This window comes from Mycobacterium sp. NGS16 (assembly GCF_059813225.1).
On record NZ_JCALEE010000001.1, the window covers coordinates 85,111 to 100,562 of the forward strand.

Below are 15,452 nucleotides of genomic sequence, written 5' to 3' on the forward strand. Positions count from 1 at the left end.
CTACCGTACGGGACCTTAGAGAACCTCGGCCTCTAACCGGCGCAGGTGTTCGGCCGGCTGACCGAGCAGCTGCGAACTGCCGTGCGCGCGTTTGAAATACAGCTGGATATCGCTTTCCCAGGTGATCGCGATGCCGCCGTGCAGCTGGACCGCCTCGCCGGCCACCTTGGAGAACGCCTCGCTGGCAACGACTCTGGCCAGTGCGGCCGACGTCGCCGACGGCTCGGTGAGGGCGTCGTCGACGACGGCGCGGGCGGCCGAGATCGCCACGTACAGGTCGGCCATACGGTGCTTGAGCGCCTGGAAGCTGCCGATCGGCCGGCCGAACTGCACCCGGTCCTTGGTGTACTGCACGGTCAGGTCCAGGCAGCGGGTGGCCGCGCCGACCTGCTCGGCAGCCAGCAGGATCGCCGCGTAGTCGGCGATGCCCGGATCGGCTCCGATCGGGGTGGTCTGCGCGGCGGTGATCCGGCCCAGCCGGCGGGTCGGATCCATGGTGGTCAACGGCTCAGCGCTGAATTCGGTCCAGCGCTGCAATTGGCCGTCCCGGGCGCCGACAACGATATCGGCGAGGTCGCCGTTGACCGCATAACCGTCGTCGAAGACGACCGTCCCGATCGCCCCTCCTTCGGCTAGCTGCTCGAGGGCTTGGGCGTCGGGCTCGTCAGCGGCCAGCAGCGCCAGCTCGGCCAGCACGGTACCCAGCAGCGGCGTGGGTACCAGTGCCTTCCCGAGCTCTTCGAGAACCACTGCGGCATCGGCTAGTTGGCCACCGGCCCCGCCGAGCTCCTCGGGCACCACCAGCGCGGCGGCACCGACCTGCTCGCACAACAGCTGCCACAGTGCCTCGTCGTAGCCGCGCTCGGACTCCATCGCCGTCCGGACCGCTTCCGGGGTGGCGTGCTTGTCGACCAGCGCGGCGACGGTCTGGCGCAGCAGCTCGCGTTCTTCGTTGTGGGCCACTTAGATCGCCTCCAACACTCGCCGCCGATGGGTGGTCGCATCCCCCCAGGCGGGGCGCAGCGCCTGCACGCGCAGCAGCCACAGCGACAGGTCGCATTCGCTGGTGAAGCCGATCGCACCGTGGGTCTGCAAAGCGGAATGGGCGGCAGCCAATGCCGCATCGGACGCGGCCACCTTGGCCGCGCTGACGTCGCGTGCGGTGTCGGCGGAGCCATCAGCCAGGGACAAGGCCGCCCCGTACACCAGCGGGCGGGCCAGTTCCAGGGCGATGTGCACGTCGGCCAGTTTGTGCTTGATCGCCTGGTAGCCACCGATCACCCGGCCGAATTGAGTGCGCTGCTTGGCGTAGTCGACGGCCGTATTCAGCATGGCCTGGCCGGCGCCGATCAGCTGCGCGGCGGTGGCCAGTGCGCCCACCTCGTAGGCGCGGCTGGTGTCCGCTTCCCAGGAGTCGCCGGCCGCGGTGACGCCGAACACCCGGCGGCTCGGGTCCACCGAGCGGTGCTCGGAGCCGATCTGTGCGATGGCCGCCTGGGAGTTCTCGGCCAGTAGAACGAGGTCGGCGGCGTGGGCGTCGACGGCCCGCGGGGCGTGCGGCGGCAGTGCCGCCGTGGCGATCAGCTCCCCGGCGGCCAACCCGGCCAGCCGCTCGGCGGCATCGGGGGCACCGGCCAGCAGCACCGGTGCCACCGCAAGGGATTCCACCACCGGCCCGGGTACACACCAGCGGCCCAGCGCTTCGATGGCCAGCACCAGATCGACCGGGTGGGCGCCGATGCCGTCGAACTCCTCCGGCACGGCCAGCGCGGTGACGCCCAGCTCGGCCAGCTGGCTCCACACCCGCTTGCCGGGCTCGGTATTCCCGGCCGACCAGGCGCGCACCGCACCGGGTACGTCGGCGGCGCCGAGGGCAGCGTCGATGCTGGCTGCGAAGTCGCGCTGCTCTTGGTCTAGATCGAATTTCATTTCTTCTCCCGGGGCAGGCCCAGCAGCCGCTCGGCGATGATATTGCGCTGAATCTCGTTGGTGCCGGCGTAGATCGGGCCGCCGAGCGCGAACAGGTAGCCGTGGGTCCAGGCATCGGCCAGCTCGCCGTCGGCGCCGCGGATGTCCAGGCCGGTCTGGTGCAGCGCGACGTCCAGCTCGGACCAGAAAACCTTCGTCACCGAGGACTCCGCGCCCAGTTCACCGCCGGCCGCCAGTCGGGTCACGGTGCCGAACGTCTGCAAGCGGTAGGCCTGCGCCTTGATCCAGGCGTCGGCGACCCGATCGGTGAACGCCGGGTCGCTGCCGTGCTCCTTCCACAGCGCCGCCAGCTTTTCGGCGCCCACCAGGAACCGGGCTGGGCTGCGCAGGCTCATGCCGCGCTCGTTGCTCGACGTGCTCATCGCGGCGCGCCAGCCCTCGTTCGGCACGCCGATCACGTCGTTGTCCGGCACGAACACGTCGTCGAGGAAGATCTCGCCGAAACCGGTCTCCCCGCCGAGCTGCTCGATGGCGCGCACCGTGATGCCGGGCGCATTGAGGTCGAACATGAAGTAGGTCAGCCCGTGGTGGCGCTGCGCCTCCGGGTCGGAGCGGAACAGCCCGAAGCCGCGCTCGCCGAACGGGGCGCGCGAGCTCCAGATCTTCTGCCCGTTGAGTTTCCAGCCGCCTTCGACCTTGGTGGCCGTCGAGCGCAGCGATGCGAGGTCACTGCCGGACTCCGGCTCCGACCAGGCCTGCGCCCAGATCTCTTCGCCGCTGGCCATCTTCGGCAGCACCCGGTCCAGCTGTTCTTCGGTGCCGTGCGCGAACAGCGTCGGCGCCAGCATGGAGGTGCCGTTGGCGCTGGCCCGCCCGGGCGCCCCGGCGCGGAAATACTCTTCCTCGAACACCACCCACTGCAGCAGGGTGGCGTCCCGCCCGCCGTAGCGCTTCGGCCAGGCGATCACCGACAGCCCGGCGTCGTACAGCACCTTGTCCCACCGCCGGTGTTGCTCGAAACCCTCGGCGGTGTCGTAGGACAGGAGAGGGAACTTGTCCTTGTTCGCAGCCAAAAAGTCACGCACCTCGGCGCGAAAGGCCTCGGTCTCGTCGTCGAATGTCAGGTCCATCTAGGCCCACTCTCTCAATTCATGCTTGACCACCTTGCCGCCGGGATTTCGCGGCAGGGAGTCGGCGAACACCACCGATCGCGGTGCCTTGAAGTTCGCCAGATGTTCACGGGCGTAAGCGATCACCCTTTGTTCATCGAGGGCCTCGCCCGACCCGGGCCGGCGCACGATGAATGCCCGTCCCACTTCGCCAAGGCGTTCGTCGGGCACCCCGATCACCGCCACGTCGGCAACCCCGTCGAGGCGGGCCAGCACCTGCTCGATCTCGGCGGGGTAGACGTTGAAGCCGCCGGAGATGTACATGTCCTTGAGCCGGTCGGTGATCCGCAGGTTCCCCGCCGCGTCGACGGTGCCGACGTCGCCGGTGTGCAGCCACCCGTCGGCGTCGATGGCCGCGGCGGTGGCCTCGGCGTCGTCGAGGTAGCCGAGCATGATGTTGGCGCTGCGCAGCAGCACCTCCCCGGCTTCCGAACCGTCTATCCGCAGCTCGAAGTCGGCGATCGGCCGCCCACACGTGGTGGCCACGGTGACGGCGTCGTCGTCGGCGCGGCACATGGTGGCGAACCCGCCGGACTCGGTCAGACCGTATGCGGTGAGCACGATGTCGATGTCGAGCTCGGTCTGCATCCGCTCGATCAGCACGACCGGGACGGTGGCCGCACCGGTGACCGCGAACCGCAGCGAGCTCAGGTCATAGCGCTGACGATCGGGGTGATCCAGCAGGGTCTGATAAATGGTGGGCGGCCCAGGCAGCACGGTGATCTGGTGCTCCTCGATGGCGCGCAACGCGTCGGTCGGGTCGAAAGTCAGCTGTGGGATCAAGGTGGCCCCGGTCTGCAGACAGGCCAGGATCCCGGCCTTGTAGCCGAAGTTGTGGAAGAACGGGTTGATGCACAGGTAGCGGTCGTCGGCGGTCATCTGGCCGCAGGCCGCCCACGCCGCCGGACCGGCCAGTGACTGCCGGTGCGCGCAGAGCACGCCTTTGCTGCGGCCGGTGGTTCCCGAGGTGAACAGGATGTCGGACAGGTCGTCGGGGCCGACGGACGCAGCCCGCGCGTCGATCTGGTCATCGGAGACCGACGCCCCGGCGGCGATGAACTCATCCCAGGATGCCGCCGCCGCCGCGTCCCCTTCCTGCACGGGTATCCGGACGACATGCTCGAGCGCCGGCAGCTCGGCACGGTCGAGCTCGGCGAGGCGGTCGGCCTTGAGGAAGCGGCCCATCCCGAGCAGCACCTTGGCTTTGCTGCGGGCCAGGATGTCGGTGGCCTCCGAGGCGGTGTAGCGGGTGTTCAGCGGCACCAGGACGCCACCGGCGTAATGGGTGCCCAGGCAGGCGACCACCCAATGCCAGGTGTTGGGCGACCACAATGCGACCCGCTCGCCGGGGGCGACGCCGAGCGCGATCAGTGCGGCGGCGGCCCGGCGCACCTCGTCGCGCAGCTCGGCGTAGGTGAACCGGTTGTCCTCGGCGATCAGCGCGTCATGGTCGGGGAGCGCACCCGCGATGCGGTCCAGCGCGGCGGGCGTGGTGCGCGCTTGGCTGGGCATAGTGCTCCCTGGGTTCGATGGCTCGTAGCCGAGCAAGTGCTTGGTAGGTTAGCCTACAGGGGTGCAAGCAGTCGAGGAGTTCAGGGCTGAGGTCCGCGCATGGCTGGCCGACAACCTGGTCGGGGAGTTCGCCAAGCTCAAAGGCCTTGGCGGGCCTGGGCGCGAGCATGAGGCCTTCGAGGAGCGGATGGCGTGGAACCGCCATCTCGCCGACGCCGGGCTGACCTGCCTGGGCTGGCCGGTGGAGCACGGCGGACGCGGACTGTCGGTGGCCCACCGGGTGGCGTTCTACGAGGAGTACGCCCGCGCCGACGCCCCGGACAAGGTCAATCACCTCGGCGAGGAGCTGCTCGGGCCGACGCTGATCGCCTTCGGCACTGCCGAACAGCAGCAGCGTTTCCTGCCGGGCATCCGCAATGTCACCGAGCTGTGGTGTCAGGGCTACTCCGAGCCCGGCGCCGGCAGCGACCTGGCCAATGTGGCCACCACCGCGGTGCTCGACGGCGATCGCTGGGTGATCAACGGCCAGAAGGTGTGGACCTCGCTGGCGCACCTGTCGCAGTGGTGCTTCGTGGTGGCCCGCACCGCGAAGGGCTCCAAGCGGCACAACGGACTGTCGTACCTGCTGGTGCCGCTGGATCAGCCCGGCGTGGAAATCCGCCCGATCGTGCAGCTGACCGGCACCTCGGAGTTCAACGAGGTGTTCTTCGACGACGCGGTCACCGATGCCGACCTGGTGGTCGGGGAGCCCGGCGACGGTTGGAAGGTCGCCATGGGCACGCTCACCTTCGAGCGTGGCGTGTCGACATTGGGCCAGCAGATCCGGTATGCGCGTGAGCTTTCCGCGCTGGCCGAACTCGCGACACGCAACGGCGCCGCCGAAGACCCGCTGATCCGTGAGCGGCTGGCCCGGTCCTGGGTCGGACTGCGGGCGATGCGGTCCTACGCGATGGCCACCATGGACGTCGAGCAGCCCGGCCAGGACAACGTCTCGAAACTGTTGTGGGCCAACTGGCATCGCGACCTGGGCGAGCTCGCCATGGACGTGATCGGGCGCGATTCGATGGTGCTGGCCGACGGTGAGTTCGACGAGTGGCAACGGCTCTATCTGTTCACCCGCTCCGATACCATCTACGGCGGGTCGAACGAAATTCAGCGCAACATCATCGCCGAGCGGGTTCTCGGCCTACCCCGGGAGGCAAAGGGATGAGCTCGGCAACGGATCTGTCCAAGGCGCCGGAAGAGATTGCCGGGCATGGCCTATTAGCGGGCAAGACGGTGCTGGTGACCGCGGCGGCCGGTACCGGTATCGGCTCCACCACCGCGCGGCGGGCGCTGCTCGAGGGCGCCGACGTCGTCGTCTCCGACTATCACGAACGCCGGCTCGGTGAGACCCGCGACGAACTGGCCGCCCTCGGCCTGGGCCGGGTGGAGGCGGTGGTCTGCGACGTCACCTCCACCGCCGCCGTGGATGCGCTGTTCACCGACGCCGTGGCGAAGATGGGCCGACTCGACGTGCTGGTCAACAACGCCGGCCTGGGCGGGCAGACCCCGGTGATCGACATGACCGACGACGAGTGGGACCGCGTCCTGAACGTGACGCTGAACTCGGTGATGCGGGCGACCCGGGCTGCCCTGCGTTACTTCCGTGGCGTCGACCACGGCGGGGTCATCGTCAACAACGCCAGCGTATTGGGTTGGCGCGCACAGCATTCCCAGTCTCACTACGCCGCAGCCAAGGCCGGCGTGATGGCCCTGACCCGCTGCTCCGCGATCGAGGCGGTCGAGTACGGGGTGCGCATCAATGCCGTCTCGCCGTCCATCGCCCGGCACAAGTTCCTGGAGAAGACCAGCTCCGCAGAACTGCTGGACCGGCTCGCCGAGGGCGAGGCGTTCGGCCGGGCCGCCGAGCCGTGGGAGATCGCCACCACCATCGCGTTCCTGGCCAGCGACTACTCCAGCTACCTCACCGGCGAGATCATCTCGGTTTCCAGCCAGCACCCGTGATCCCATGACGCGCCGTGACGAACTCCTGAACCTGGCTGCGGCGATGATCGCCGAGCGCGGCCTGCGTGCCACCACGGTGCGCGACATCGCCGACGCCGCCGGGATTCTGTCCGGCAGCCTGTATCACCACTTCTCCTCCAAAGAGGAGATGGTCGACGAGGTGCTGCGCGACTTTCTCGACTGGCTTTTCGGGCGCTACCAGCAGATCATCGACACCGAATCCGATCCGCTGGCGCGCCTGGAAGGGCTGTTCCTGGCGTCGTTCGACGCCATCGAGCACCGGCACGCCCAGGTCGTCATCTACCAGGACGAAGCCAAGCGGCTGTCGTCGCAGGAGCGCTTCGCCTACGTCGACGAGCGCAATCGTCAGCAGCGCAAGATGTGGATCGACGTGCTGCAGCAGGGCGTCGAGGCCGGATGCTTTCGCCCGGACCTCGACCTCGACCTGGTCTACCGCTTCATCCGCGACACCACCTGGGTGTCGGTGCGCTGGTATCAGCCCGGCGGACCGCTCACCGCCGAACAGGTCGGCAGACAATACCTCGCTATCGTGCTGGGTGGAATCAGTGAAGGAGTCCCAAATGGCCGCACAAATCTCTGAGGCATACGTCATCGACGCTGCCCGCACCGCCGTCGGTAAGCGCAACGGGTCGCTGGCCGGGGTGCACCCGGTCGACCTGGGCGCGCTGGCGTTCCGCGGCCTCCTGGACCGGGTCGGCGTCGACCCTGCGGCCGTCGACGACGTGATCGCGGGTTGTGTGGACGCGATCGGTGGCCAGGCCGGCAACATCGGCCGGCTGGCGTGGCTGGCGGCCGGCTACCCCGAAGCCGTTCCCGGGGTTACCGTCGACCGGCAGTGCGGTTCGTCCCAGCAGGCGATCTCCTTCGGCGCTCAGGCCATCATGTCCCGCACGGCGGACCTGATTCTGGCCGGCGGGGTGCAGAACATGAGCTGGGTGCCGATCTCCTCGGCGATGATCGTCGGCGAGCAGTTCGGTTTCACCTCGCCGACCAATGAGTCCAAGAAGTGGCTGGAACGCTATGGCGAGCAGGAGATCTCGCAGTTCCGCGGTGCCGAGATGATCGCCGAGAAGTGGGATCTGTCGCGCGAGGAGATGGAACGCTTCGCCCTGCAGAGCCACGAGCGGGCGTTCACCGCCATCGCCGAGGGCCGCTTCGACAGAGAGATCATCCCGGTCGATGTCGACGGTGTGACGTTCCGCGTCGACGAGGGACCGCGGGAATCGACCCTGGAGAAGATGGCCGGGTTGAAGCCTCTGGTCGAAGGTGGCCGACTCACCGCTGCACTGGCCAGCCAGATCTCCGACGGCGCCAGCGCGGTGCTGCTCGCTTCCCAGCAGGCGGTGTCCGATCACGGCCTGACGCCGCGGGCCCGCATCCACCACATCAGTGCCCGGGGCGACGACCCGGTGTTCATGCTGACCGGCCCGATCCCGGCCACCCGCTACGCGCTGGAGAAGACCGGGTTGAGCATCGACGACATTGATGTGGTGGAGATCAACGAGGCGTTCGCGCCGGTGGTCCAGGCCTGGATGAAGGAGTTCCCGATCGACCCGGCAAAGGTCAACCCCAATGGCGGGGCGATCGCGTTGGGTCACCCGCTGGGGGCGACCGGCGCCAAATTGTTCACCACGATGCTGCATGAGCTGGAGCGAACGGGCGGCCGGTATGGGTTGCAGACGATGTGTGAGGGCGGCGGTACGGCCAACGTCACCATCATCGAACGGCTCGGCAGCTAAAATTCTCCGCCATGGGAGCGATCATGGCAACGCCCACACCTGGCGGCCGCAGAATTCGGGGACTGGACGCCGACCAGCGCCGCGCACAGCGTCGCGATCAGATCTTGGCGGCGGCGTTCGATCTGTTTGCGCGGGACGGCTACGTCAACACCTCGATCGAGCAAATCTGCCAGACCGCCTATGTCGGTAACAAGGCGTTCTACGAACTGTTCGACAGCAAGGAAGACTGCTACCTGGCGCTGATGAACGGGATCGGTGAAGGCATCGAGCGGCAAGTCGAAGAGCAGCTTCAGCGGGCGGCCCCCGGTGAGCCCGAAGAGGCGACCGTGCGCCGCGTCCTCGCCGCGTTTGCCCACGCGCTGGTCGACGACCCGCGGGTGGCGGTGGTGGCGTTTAGGGAGTGCACCGGCATCTCGCCACGGGTTGAGGCGCAACGGCGAGCGAACCGCAAGTGGGCGGCGGATTTCCTCGAGGCGTTCTGGCGTAGCAAGGCGCGCTCCGGTGACAGCGTCGACTACCGGGCGATGGCGGTCGCCACCGTGGGGGGCTGTTTCGAGACCGTCGCTGACTTCCTGCATGACACCGACCCGCCGCGGTCGATCGATGACCTCACCCACGACCTGACTTCGTTCGTGCTCGCGGTCGGCAACGGGATCCACCTGCCGAGCACCACCGACTGACGAACGCGGGCTAATGCACCAGCCCGGAGATGACGTCGTCGACGGTGCGTCGGGCCAGGGCTTCCAACTCGCGGCGGCTGGTGCCCCGCAGCGGTCCATGCAGCGCCAGCTCGGCGAATCCGTGTACCGCCGACCAGCACGGCCACTCCGCACCGGCGCGCCGGTTCGGTTGCAGCACACCGGCATCGGTCATCGCGTCGAGGGCATCCACCAGGGCGCGAAACGGCGGTGGAACCCGATCGTCGCCGAGTGCGCTGAGGTCGGAACCGCTGGATTTGTGCGGCGGTCCCAGCTTCGCCTCTCCTCCGTCGAGGCTCGCTGAACCGCCGAAGAACGCCACGGCGAACCACCCCGGCTCGTCCAGTGCGAACTCGATATAGCCCAAGCCCACTGCGCGTAGCTGATTGAGCGCGCGGGTCTGTGCCGACCCGCGCCGGTTCACCGATGGGAACATGCGCGCGGCCATCCGGTCCTGGATGGCTGTTGCCACGGCGCTGAGCAGCGCCTCGCGGTCCGCGAAGTGACGGTAGGCGGCGTTGGGGGACACCCCGGCGCGCCGGGTCGCCTCCCGGATGGTCAGTGCCTCCGGGCCGCCGGTTCGGGTGAGCTGCAAGCCGGCGTCGATCAGTGCTGCGCACAGATCGCCATGGTGATAACCGGCCTTTGTTCCAGCCACCTCTTGACAGCCCCCTCGAGTCGAAGTGTACGGTGTCAACATACTCAATGTAGACGCCGTACACATTCCGCGGGAGGCTTTCGTGTCGACGACTTTGGGGTTGCCGCCGGTGGTGGACCAATCGACGTGGCAGCGGGAGCTGGATGCGCTGCGGGTCCGGGAGAAGGCGGCCACCCGTGAACTCGATGCGATCGCGGCGCAACGTCGCCGGCTGCCGATGGTCGCCATGGCCGACTACGTACTCGAAGGCGAGAACGGGCCGGTGCGGCTGGCCGATGTCTTCGACGGCAAACACCAGCTGATCGTCTACCACCACATGTGGTTTCCCGGCCAGGAGTGGCAGTGTCCGGGATGTACCGGGTTCACCTCGCAGTTCACCCGGTTGGAGTTTTTGGCCGACTACGACGCACGGTTCGTCATCGTCACCCAGGGCCCGATCGATGAAGCGCTCGCCTACAAGCGTCGGGTCGGCAACCGGATGGACTGGTACAGCACCGCCGGAAGTCCGTTCGGCGCCGACGTCGGCGCCCCGCCGGGTGGCCAGTTCGCACTGAATGTCTTTCTGCGCCATGGCGACACGGTGTATCGCACCTGGCACACGACCGGCCGGGGCTGCGAACAGCTCGGCCACGTGTTCGGCCTGCTGGACGTCCTGCCCTACGGGCGCCAGGAGGTATGGCAGGAATCTCCGGACGGCTGGCCGCAGTATCCCACCTTCAGCCGCTGGGCGGGCTCTGCGGAGATCGCCCAAGCATACGGTACCGAGTAATCCCAACCCAGAAGGAGCATGATGAGTCCCACCAAGATCGGCCTGAAGACGATCAACCTGGTATGCGTGGCGACGCCCGAACAGGACAAGGCGGTTGTGTTCTACGAGTCGCTTGGCTTTGAGAAGCGCACCGACGAGGAGTTCGGCGGCGGCTACCGGTGGATCGAGGTCTACCCGCCCGAGGGCTCGACCGGTATCGCGCTGGCTCCGCCGCAAGAGGGCGTGCCGGTGGTGCCGATGGAAACGGGCATCACGCTGACCACCGACGATATCGACGCCACCCACACCGCGATGCGTGAACTCGGGGTCGACGTCGACGCACAGGTGGCCCGGATGGGGGCGCCGGTCCCGCCGATGTTCTTCTTCCGCGACCCGAGTGGGCACACCCTGATGGTGGTCGAGGTCTAGCCCGACGGCCTTTGCTTCGAGTCGGAATCTCGCGACGCCACCACAGCGTGTCGCGTCGTGAGATTCCGACTCGGGCTCTGTGGATAAGTGTCGGCACCGGCTATCGCCGACTGCCACGCTTCGGCTGTGGACGAATTGGATTGGCCGTTCCTGGGACCCGAGGCATTGGCCGACAGGCTCATTCCCGAGCGGACGATGCGGACGCTGTACCAGCCGGTCTACCCGGGCGTCTACGTTCCGTGGGGCATCGAGCTGACCGCGCGGCAGCGCGCGACGGCGGCGTGGCTGTGGTCGCGGCGGCGCGGCGTGGTGGCGGGTAACTCCGCTGCGGCGCTGCTGGGCTCGAAGTGGGTGGACGCAGCACTGCCCGCTGAACTGGTCCACGACAACCAGAAGGCGCCGCCGAAGCTTGTCGCGCACAATGAGGTTCTCAAGCCCGGCGAGTTGACGACCGTCGACGACATTGCGGTCACCACCGCAGCGCGGACTGCTTTCGACATCGGACGCCGAACGCGGTCGCGGGTGACCGGCGTGCAGCGCCTCGATGCGCTGGCCAACGCCACCGGCATCGGGATCGCTGAAGTTGAGGCCGTCATCGCCGCGCATCCCGGCGCCCGTGGTGTCAACGGGCTACGGAGAATCCTGCCGCTGGTCGACAGCGGGTCGGAGTCGCCCCAGGAGAGCCGTACCCGGCTGGCGCTGATCGACGCCGGCTTGCCGTGGCCGGAGACCCAGATCGTGGTCCATGACGGGTTCGGCGAATTCGTGGGCCGGCTCGATATGGGGTATCGGGAATTGAGGGTCGGCATCGAGTACGACGGCCCGCAGCACTGGACCGACCCGAAGCAACGGCAGCGAGACATTGATCGTCAGGCAGCGCTGGCCGAGCTCGGCTGGGTGATCATCCGCGTCAGCGCGGAGCTGCTGCGCTACCGGCGGGCGACGTTGATCGCCCGGGTGCAAGACGCGATGCGCGTGGCCGGATGGCCCGGCCGGGGCGCGAATCGGAATCTCGTGACGCACCCACCGCGTGTCGCGTCGTGAGATTCCGACTCGAGGTTAGGTGATCAGCGAGGAGGCCGACTGCAGGTGGGTGACCGCTTCGTCGACGATCGAGCTGATCAGCTCCGCGCACGACGGCAGGTTGTCGAGGATGCCGGCGACTTGGCCCGAGGCCAGCACGCCGGCTTCGGTGTTGCCTTCTACCAGGCCTGCCTTCAAGAGCATCGGGGTGTTGGCGGCCATCAGCACCTGTGACCAGGTGAGTTCCTTGCCGTGTCGCATCGCCAGGCCGTCCCGCACCATGGTCGGCCACGACATGCCCGACATCTTCTTGAACTTCGCCGCGTTGCGGATGGCGGCGCTGAAACCGCGTGCCCGCGAACCGCTTTCGAGCTTCTCCACCAGTTCGGTACGCAGCACCCGGTGCGGCATGCCGTCGACCCGGGTCGAGACGACGGTGCCGCTCAAATCCGCAGCAAGGTAGCGCTGCTTGACCGCGTCCGGAACGGTCGAATCCGAGGTGAGCAGGAACCGGGTGCCCATCGCGACGCCGGTCGCACCGTAAGACAGCGCGGCGGCCAGGCCGCGGCCGTCGAAGAACCCGCCGGCGGCGATCACCTGAACCCCGGTACCGGCGACGGCGTCAAGCACCGACGGCAGCAGCAGCGTGGTGGCGACCGGGCCGGTGTGCCCGCCGCCCTCGCCGCCCTGCACGATCACCGCGTCGGCGCCCCAGGACGCCACCTTCTTGGCGTGCTTGGCCGCACCGACCGACGGGATCACCACCGAGCCGGCCTCTTTGAGCTTGGCGATCAGCTCGGCCTTGGGCGCCAGCGCGAACGACGCCACCTTGACGCCTTCGCGGATCATCAGATCCACCCGGTCGCCGGCGTCGGAGGCGTCGGCGCGGATGTTGACGCCGAACGGCTTGTCGGTGGCGGCCTTGACCTTCGAAATGGCAGCGGCCAGTTCGTCGATGGTCATGGTCGCCGAGGCCAGGATGCCCAGCCCGCCGGCGTTGGCGGTGGCCGAAACCAATCGGGCGCCGGCCACCCAGCCCATCCCGGTCTGCACGACGGGATGTTCGATGCCGACCAGTGTGGTCAGCGGGGTCTTCAGCCGACTCATGCCCGGACTTCTTTGTCCCGCAGCGATTTCGGGTCGATGACCTCACGGATCAACCGCAGTTCCTCGACCTCCGGCAGCCGGGTCGTGGCGGCCTCGGCCAGCCCGTGCACCTCGAAGGAGGTGTTCTCGGCGACCTCGTCGGCGGTGACGCCGGGGTGCAGCGAGACGGCGCGCATCTGATGCGAAGGGCCGCCGAAGTCGAACACCCCGAGGTTGGTCACCACCCCACCCAGGTTGAAGAACCGGAACGCGGGGTTGGCCGGGTCGACCTTGTCGTAGCCGATGCCGGAGACGATGTCGACGGCCTCGCAGAACACCCGCGACGAGTGCGCGCCCACCCAGTAGCTGGTGGTGTGGTTGATGGTGTTGCCGGGGGCGCCGCGGACCCCGAACATCTGCCGGGTGGGCTGCTGCAGCGGACCGAACGCGCTCAGGTTCTGATTGCCGTAGCGGTCAATCTGGTTGGCGCCCATGATCACATGGCGCCGGCCCCACGACAGGGTCTCGAAGACCCGGTTGAACGGCATCCAGCCTTCCAGCGGCCCGACCTTGCCGATCGCCGGGGTGTCGGCCAGGATGCGAGCCTCCCCGTCGGTGAGCACCAGGTCGGGGGAGAAGGTCAGGCGGGCCAGCCGGGCGCCGACCGAGGGCACCGTAGCCATGGGTGAGGCCATGATCTCGCCGGCGTCGCGGAACAGCTCGGCACAGGCGACCGCGCAGATCTCGGCGCGAGTGGGTGAGTCGGTCATGCTTGGGCCTCCGCTCCGAATGCCTTAACCGCCGCCTGGTAGTCGTCTTCGCTACCGGACAGATAGGTGGCCTTGAACTCCGCCCAGGTCTCGTCGGACTTGGCGGCCTCGGCGTAGTGCCGCTGGAACTTCTCGTCGCGGCCGTAATCGGCTGCGCCAATGGTGAAGTGGGCTCCGTTGGGTGCCTCCACCACGCGATCGACCATCATCCGGTTGATGATCTGGGTCTGCGGGATCGATGCGGCCATCAGTTCCTCGGTGGACACGATCTTCTCCACCGACAGGAACCGGCGCTGCGCCGACATCAAGAACAGGTCGTCGAAGTACGGGTCGATCCCGGTGTAGGCGGCGTTGCCGCGCTCATCGCCGATGTTCATGTGCACGAACGCGGCGTCCAGGTTCAGCGCCGGCATCGCGACCAGGGTCTCGTGGCCGCCCTCAACGGGATACGGCGAGGTGACGGTCTTGAGCTCGCCCTCCCAGAAGTCGATCACCGAGCTGCCCAGACCGGCCCGGATCGGCAGGAACGGCAGCCGCTGGGCCGCGGCCTGCAGCCCGCAGCGCAGCATGCCCTCGTCCATCTCGCGGGCCTCGATGGCGCCGGTGGTGCGGGCGCGCGCGAACCACGGGTCGTAGAACGGCGGCGAGTCCAGCGAGACGAAGCCGTAGTAGGCCCGGCGCACCTTGCCCGCCGAGCACAGCAGCCCCAGATCCGGCCCGCCGTAGGTCACCACGGTCAGGTCCTTGACGTCGGTGCGCAGGATGGCGCGGACGAACGCCATCGGCTTACGCCGCGACCCCCAGCCACCGATGCCGATGGTCATGCCGTCGCGCAGCTCGGCGACGGCGTCGTCGAGTGTGGTCAGCTTGCTCATTTCTTGGCGCCCTTCTCGGTACCGGCGAACGCGTCGCGGTGTTCGTCGGCGACGCCGGCGAGGTTGAGCTCGAAGGTGAAGCCCTGCTCCATCCGGTAGCTGGAGTTGACCTTCTGCACGTCGATGAGGTTGAGCGCCTCTTTGGCGGCCCGGATCACCCGGGTGTCCTTGGCGGCGATGTCGCGGGCCACCCGCAGGGCGGATTCGTCGAGCTCGGCGCGCGGCACCACCTCGTGCACCGAGCCGTACTGGTGCAAGGTGGCCGCGTCCACGGTGGCCGCGGTGTAGAACAACCGGCGCATCATGTGCTGCGGCACCAGCCGGGACAGGTGGGTGGCCGCACCCAGCGCGCCGCGTTCCACCTCCGGCAGGCCGAACTTGGCGTCGTCGGAAGCCACGATCACGTCGGCGTTTCCGACCAGGCCGATCCCGCCGCCGACGCAGAAGCCATTGACCGCGGCGATCACCGGCACCGCGCACTCGTAGACGGCCTTGAAGGCGGCGAAGCAGCCGCGGTTGGCGTCGATCAGGGCGGTGAAGCCCTCGGTGTGCTGCATCTCCTTGATGTCCACGCCGGCGTTGAAGCCGCGGCCCTCGGCACGCAGGATCACCGCGTGGGTGGACATGTCGTTGCCGGCGGCGGTGATGACGTCACCCAGCTCGAACCAGGCTCGGGACGGCAGCGCGTTGACGGGCGGGAAGTCGACGGTGACCGCGACGATCCCGGGCTCGACGGTCTTGGATGTGATCGGCATTGGCGGGTTTTCCCTGTCGTGTCGGGGGCCATC

The 15,452-nt window shown here is 68.2% G+C and carries 17 protein-coding genes; 8 read left to right on the forward strand and 9 right to left on the reverse strand.

The window, feature by feature from the left end; translation table 11 throughout:
* Positions 1-15 precede the first annotated feature (15 nt).
* Genes ipdE2 through fadD3 form a run of 4 tightly spaced genes read right to left on the reverse strand, consistent with a single transcriptional unit; the run spans position 16 to position 4,610 of the window.
* Positions 16-963 carry an acyl-CoA dehydrogenase IpdE2 gene (ipdE2, locus tag AC5Y4Q_RS00375; RefSeq protein WP_064922105.1) on the reverse strand — a complete coding sequence of 316 codons (948 nt, stop codon included), beginning with the start codon at positions 961-963 and terminating at the stop codon, positions 16-18.
* Entirely contained in the window at positions 964-1,929 is a 966-nt protein-coding gene (locus tag AC5Y4Q_RS00380; RefSeq protein ID WP_125224926.1) for an acyl-CoA dehydrogenase family protein, read from the reverse strand.
* Positions 1,926-3,059, reverse strand: a complete 1,134-nt coding sequence (locus AC5Y4Q_RS00385; protein ID WP_499957505.1) for an acyl-CoA dehydrogenase family protein — start codon at positions 3,057-3,059, stop codon at positions 1,926-1,928. The genes AC5Y4Q_RS00380 and AC5Y4Q_RS00385 overlap by 4 nt, the downstream gene beginning before the upstream one ends.
* Positions 3,060-4,610, reverse strand: a complete 1,551-nt coding sequence (gene fadD3 / locus AC5Y4Q_RS00390) for a 3-((3aS,4S,7aS)-7a-methyl-1,5-dioxo-octahydro-1H-inden-4-yl)propanoate--CoA ligase FadD3 (protein ID WP_499957507.1) — start codon at positions 4,608-4,610, stop codon at positions 3,060-3,062.
* 61 nt (positions 4,611-4,671) lie between these two features.
* On the opposite strand from fadD3, the gene ipdE1 reads away from it, so the two are divergent.
* From ipdE1 to AC5Y4Q_RS00415, 5 genes are read left to right on the forward strand one after another with little or no spacing between them, the layout of a single operon-like run.
* A complete protein-coding gene (gene ipdE1, locus AC5Y4Q_RS00395) occupies positions 4,672-5,820 on the forward strand; it encodes an acyl-CoA dehydrogenase IpdE1 (protein WP_125224928.1) in 1,149 nt (382 codons plus the stop codon).
* Positions 5,817-6,617, forward strand: a complete 801-nt coding sequence (gene ipdF, locus AC5Y4Q_RS00400; protein ID WP_064922100.1) for a (5R,7aS)-5-hydroxy-7a-methyl-1-oxo-2,3,5,6,7,7a-hexahydro-1H-indene-carboxyl-CoA reductase — start codon at positions 5,817-5,819, stop codon at positions 6,615-6,617. Before ipdE1 ends, ipdF begins: the two co-directional genes overlap by 4 nt.
* 4 nt (positions 6,618-6,621) lie before the next feature.
* Positions 6,622-7,218 carry a TetR family transcriptional regulator KstR2 gene (gene kstR2, locus AC5Y4Q_RS00405; protein WP_064922099.1) on the forward strand — a complete coding sequence of 199 codons (597 nt, stop codon included), beginning with the start codon at positions 6,622-6,624 and terminating at the stop codon, positions 7,216-7,218.
* Positions 7,211-8,377 carry a steroid 3-ketoacyl-CoA thiolase FadA6 gene (gene fadA6 / locus AC5Y4Q_RS00410; RefSeq protein ID WP_064922116.1) on the forward strand — a complete coding sequence of 389 codons (1,167 nt, stop codon included), beginning with the start codon at positions 7,211-7,213 and terminating at the stop codon, positions 8,375-8,377. The genes kstR2 and fadA6 overlap by 8 nt, the downstream gene beginning before the upstream one ends.
* Positions 8,378-8,400: 23 nt before the next feature.
* Complete coding sequence (locus tag AC5Y4Q_RS00415) at positions 8,401-9,057, forward strand: TetR/AcrR family transcriptional regulator (protein WP_234786540.1); 657 nt, start codon at positions 8,401-8,403, stop codon at positions 9,055-9,057.
* A gap of 10 nt (positions 9,058-9,067) precedes the next feature.
* Here the strand turns inward: AC5Y4Q_RS00415 and AC5Y4Q_RS00420 are convergent, their stop codons facing one another.
* On the reverse strand, positions 9,068-9,733 hold the full coding sequence (locus tag AC5Y4Q_RS00420) for a TetR/AcrR family transcriptional regulator (protein ID WP_125224929.1): 666 nt from the start codon (positions 9,731-9,733) through the stop codon (positions 9,068-9,070).
* Positions 9,734-9,815: 82 nt separating this feature from the next.
* On the opposite strand from AC5Y4Q_RS00420, the gene AC5Y4Q_RS00425 reads away from it, so the two are divergent.
* From AC5Y4Q_RS00425 to AC5Y4Q_RS00435, 3 genes are all read left to right on the forward strand, one after another.
* Positions 9,816-10,502: a DUF899 domain-containing protein gene (locus AC5Y4Q_RS00425; RefSeq protein WP_064922115.1), complete on the forward strand. Its 687-nt coding sequence runs from the start codon at positions 9,816-9,818 to the stop codon at positions 10,500-10,502.
* Between the two features lie 21 nt (positions 10,503-10,523).
* A complete protein-coding gene (locus AC5Y4Q_RS00430; protein ID WP_328589401.1) occupies positions 10,524-10,910 on the forward strand; it encodes a VOC family protein in 387 nt (128 codons plus the stop codon).
* Between the two features lie 126 nt (positions 10,911-11,036).
* Positions 11,037-11,954, forward strand: coding sequence for an endonuclease domain-containing protein (locus tag AC5Y4Q_RS00435; RefSeq protein WP_064922095.1), 918 nt, complete (start codon positions 11,037-11,039; stop codon positions 11,952-11,954).
* A gap of 15 nt (positions 11,955-11,969) precedes the next feature.
* Here the strand turns inward: AC5Y4Q_RS00435 and ipdC are convergent, their stop codons facing one another.
* From ipdC to echA20, 4 genes are read right to left on the reverse strand one after another with little or no spacing between them, the layout of a single operon-like run.
* A complete protein-coding gene (ipdC, locus tag AC5Y4Q_RS00440) occupies positions 11,970-13,040 on the reverse strand; it encodes a (3aS,4S,5R,7aS)-5-hydroxy-7a-methyl-1-oxo-octahydro-1H-indene-4-carboxyl-CoA dehydrogenase (protein WP_064922094.1) in 1,071 nt (356 codons plus the stop codon).
* Positions 13,037-13,789 carry a cholesterol ring-cleaving hydrolase subunit IpdB gene (ipdB, locus tag AC5Y4Q_RS00445; RefSeq protein ID WP_064922093.1) on the reverse strand — a complete coding sequence of 251 codons (753 nt, stop codon included), beginning with the start codon at positions 13,787-13,789 and terminating at the stop codon, positions 13,037-13,039. The genes ipdC and ipdB overlap by 4 nt, the downstream gene beginning before the upstream one ends.
* A complete protein-coding gene (gene ipdA, locus AC5Y4Q_RS00450; protein WP_064922092.1) occupies positions 13,786-14,664 on the reverse strand; it encodes a cholesterol ring-cleaving hydrolase subunit IpdA in 879 nt (292 codons plus the stop codon). The genes ipdB and ipdA overlap by 4 nt, the downstream gene beginning before the upstream one ends.
* Positions 14,661-15,419 (reverse strand): (7aS)-7a-methyl-1,5-dioxo-2,3,5,6,7,7a-hexahydro-1H-indene-carboxyl-CoA hydrolase, encoded by a 759-nt coding sequence (gene echA20, locus AC5Y4Q_RS00455; protein WP_064922091.1) that lies wholly within the window; start codon positions 15,417-15,419, stop codon positions 14,661-14,663. The genes ipdA and echA20 overlap by 4 nt, the downstream gene beginning before the upstream one ends.
* Between the last annotated feature and the right edge of the window lie 33 nt (positions 15,420-15,452).

Excerpts from the sequence above, each read along its gene's own strand:
- AC5Y4Q_RS00380 (WP_125224926.1), bottom strand. The coding sequence starts at position 1,929 with ATGAAATTCGATCTAGACCAAGAGCAGCGCGACTTCGCAGCCAGCATC.
- AC5Y4Q_RS00385 (WP_499957505.1), bottom strand. The coding sequence starts at position 3,059 with ATGGACCTGACATTCGACGACGAGACCGAGGCCTTTCGCGCCGAGGTG.
- fadD3 (WP_499957507.1), bottom strand. The coding sequence starts at position 4,610 with ATGCCCAGCCAAGCGCGCACCACGCCCGCCGCGCTGGACCGCATCGCG.
- ipdF (WP_064922100.1), top strand. The coding sequence starts at position 5,817 with ATGAGCTCGGCAACGGATCTGTCCAAGGCGCCGGAAGAGATTGCCGGG.
- kstR2 (WP_064922099.1), top strand. The coding sequence starts at position 6,622 with ATGACGCGCCGTGACGAACTCCTGAACCTGGCTGCGGCGATGATCGCC.
- AC5Y4Q_RS00415 (WP_234786540.1), top strand. The coding sequence starts at position 8,401 with ATGGCAACGCCCACACCTGGCGGCCGCAGAATTCGGGGACTGGACGCC.
- AC5Y4Q_RS00430 (WP_328589401.1), top strand. The coding sequence starts at position 10,524 with ATGAGTCCCACCAAGATCGGCCTGAAGACGATCAACCTGGTATGCGTG.
- ipdC (WP_064922094.1), bottom strand. The coding sequence starts at position 13,040 with ATGAGTCGGCTGAAGACCCCGCTGACCACACTGGTCGGCATCGAACAT.
- ipdB (WP_064922093.1), bottom strand. The coding sequence starts at position 13,789 with ATGACCGACTCACCCACTCGCGCCGAGATCTGCGCGGTCGCCTGTGCC.
- ipdA (WP_064922092.1), bottom strand. The coding sequence starts at position 14,664 with ATGAGCAAGCTGACCACACTCGACGACGCCGTCGCCGAGCTGCGCGAC.
- echA20 (WP_064922091.1), bottom strand. The coding sequence starts at position 15,419 with ATGCCGATCACATCCAAGACCGTCGAGCCCGGGATCGTCGCGGTCACC.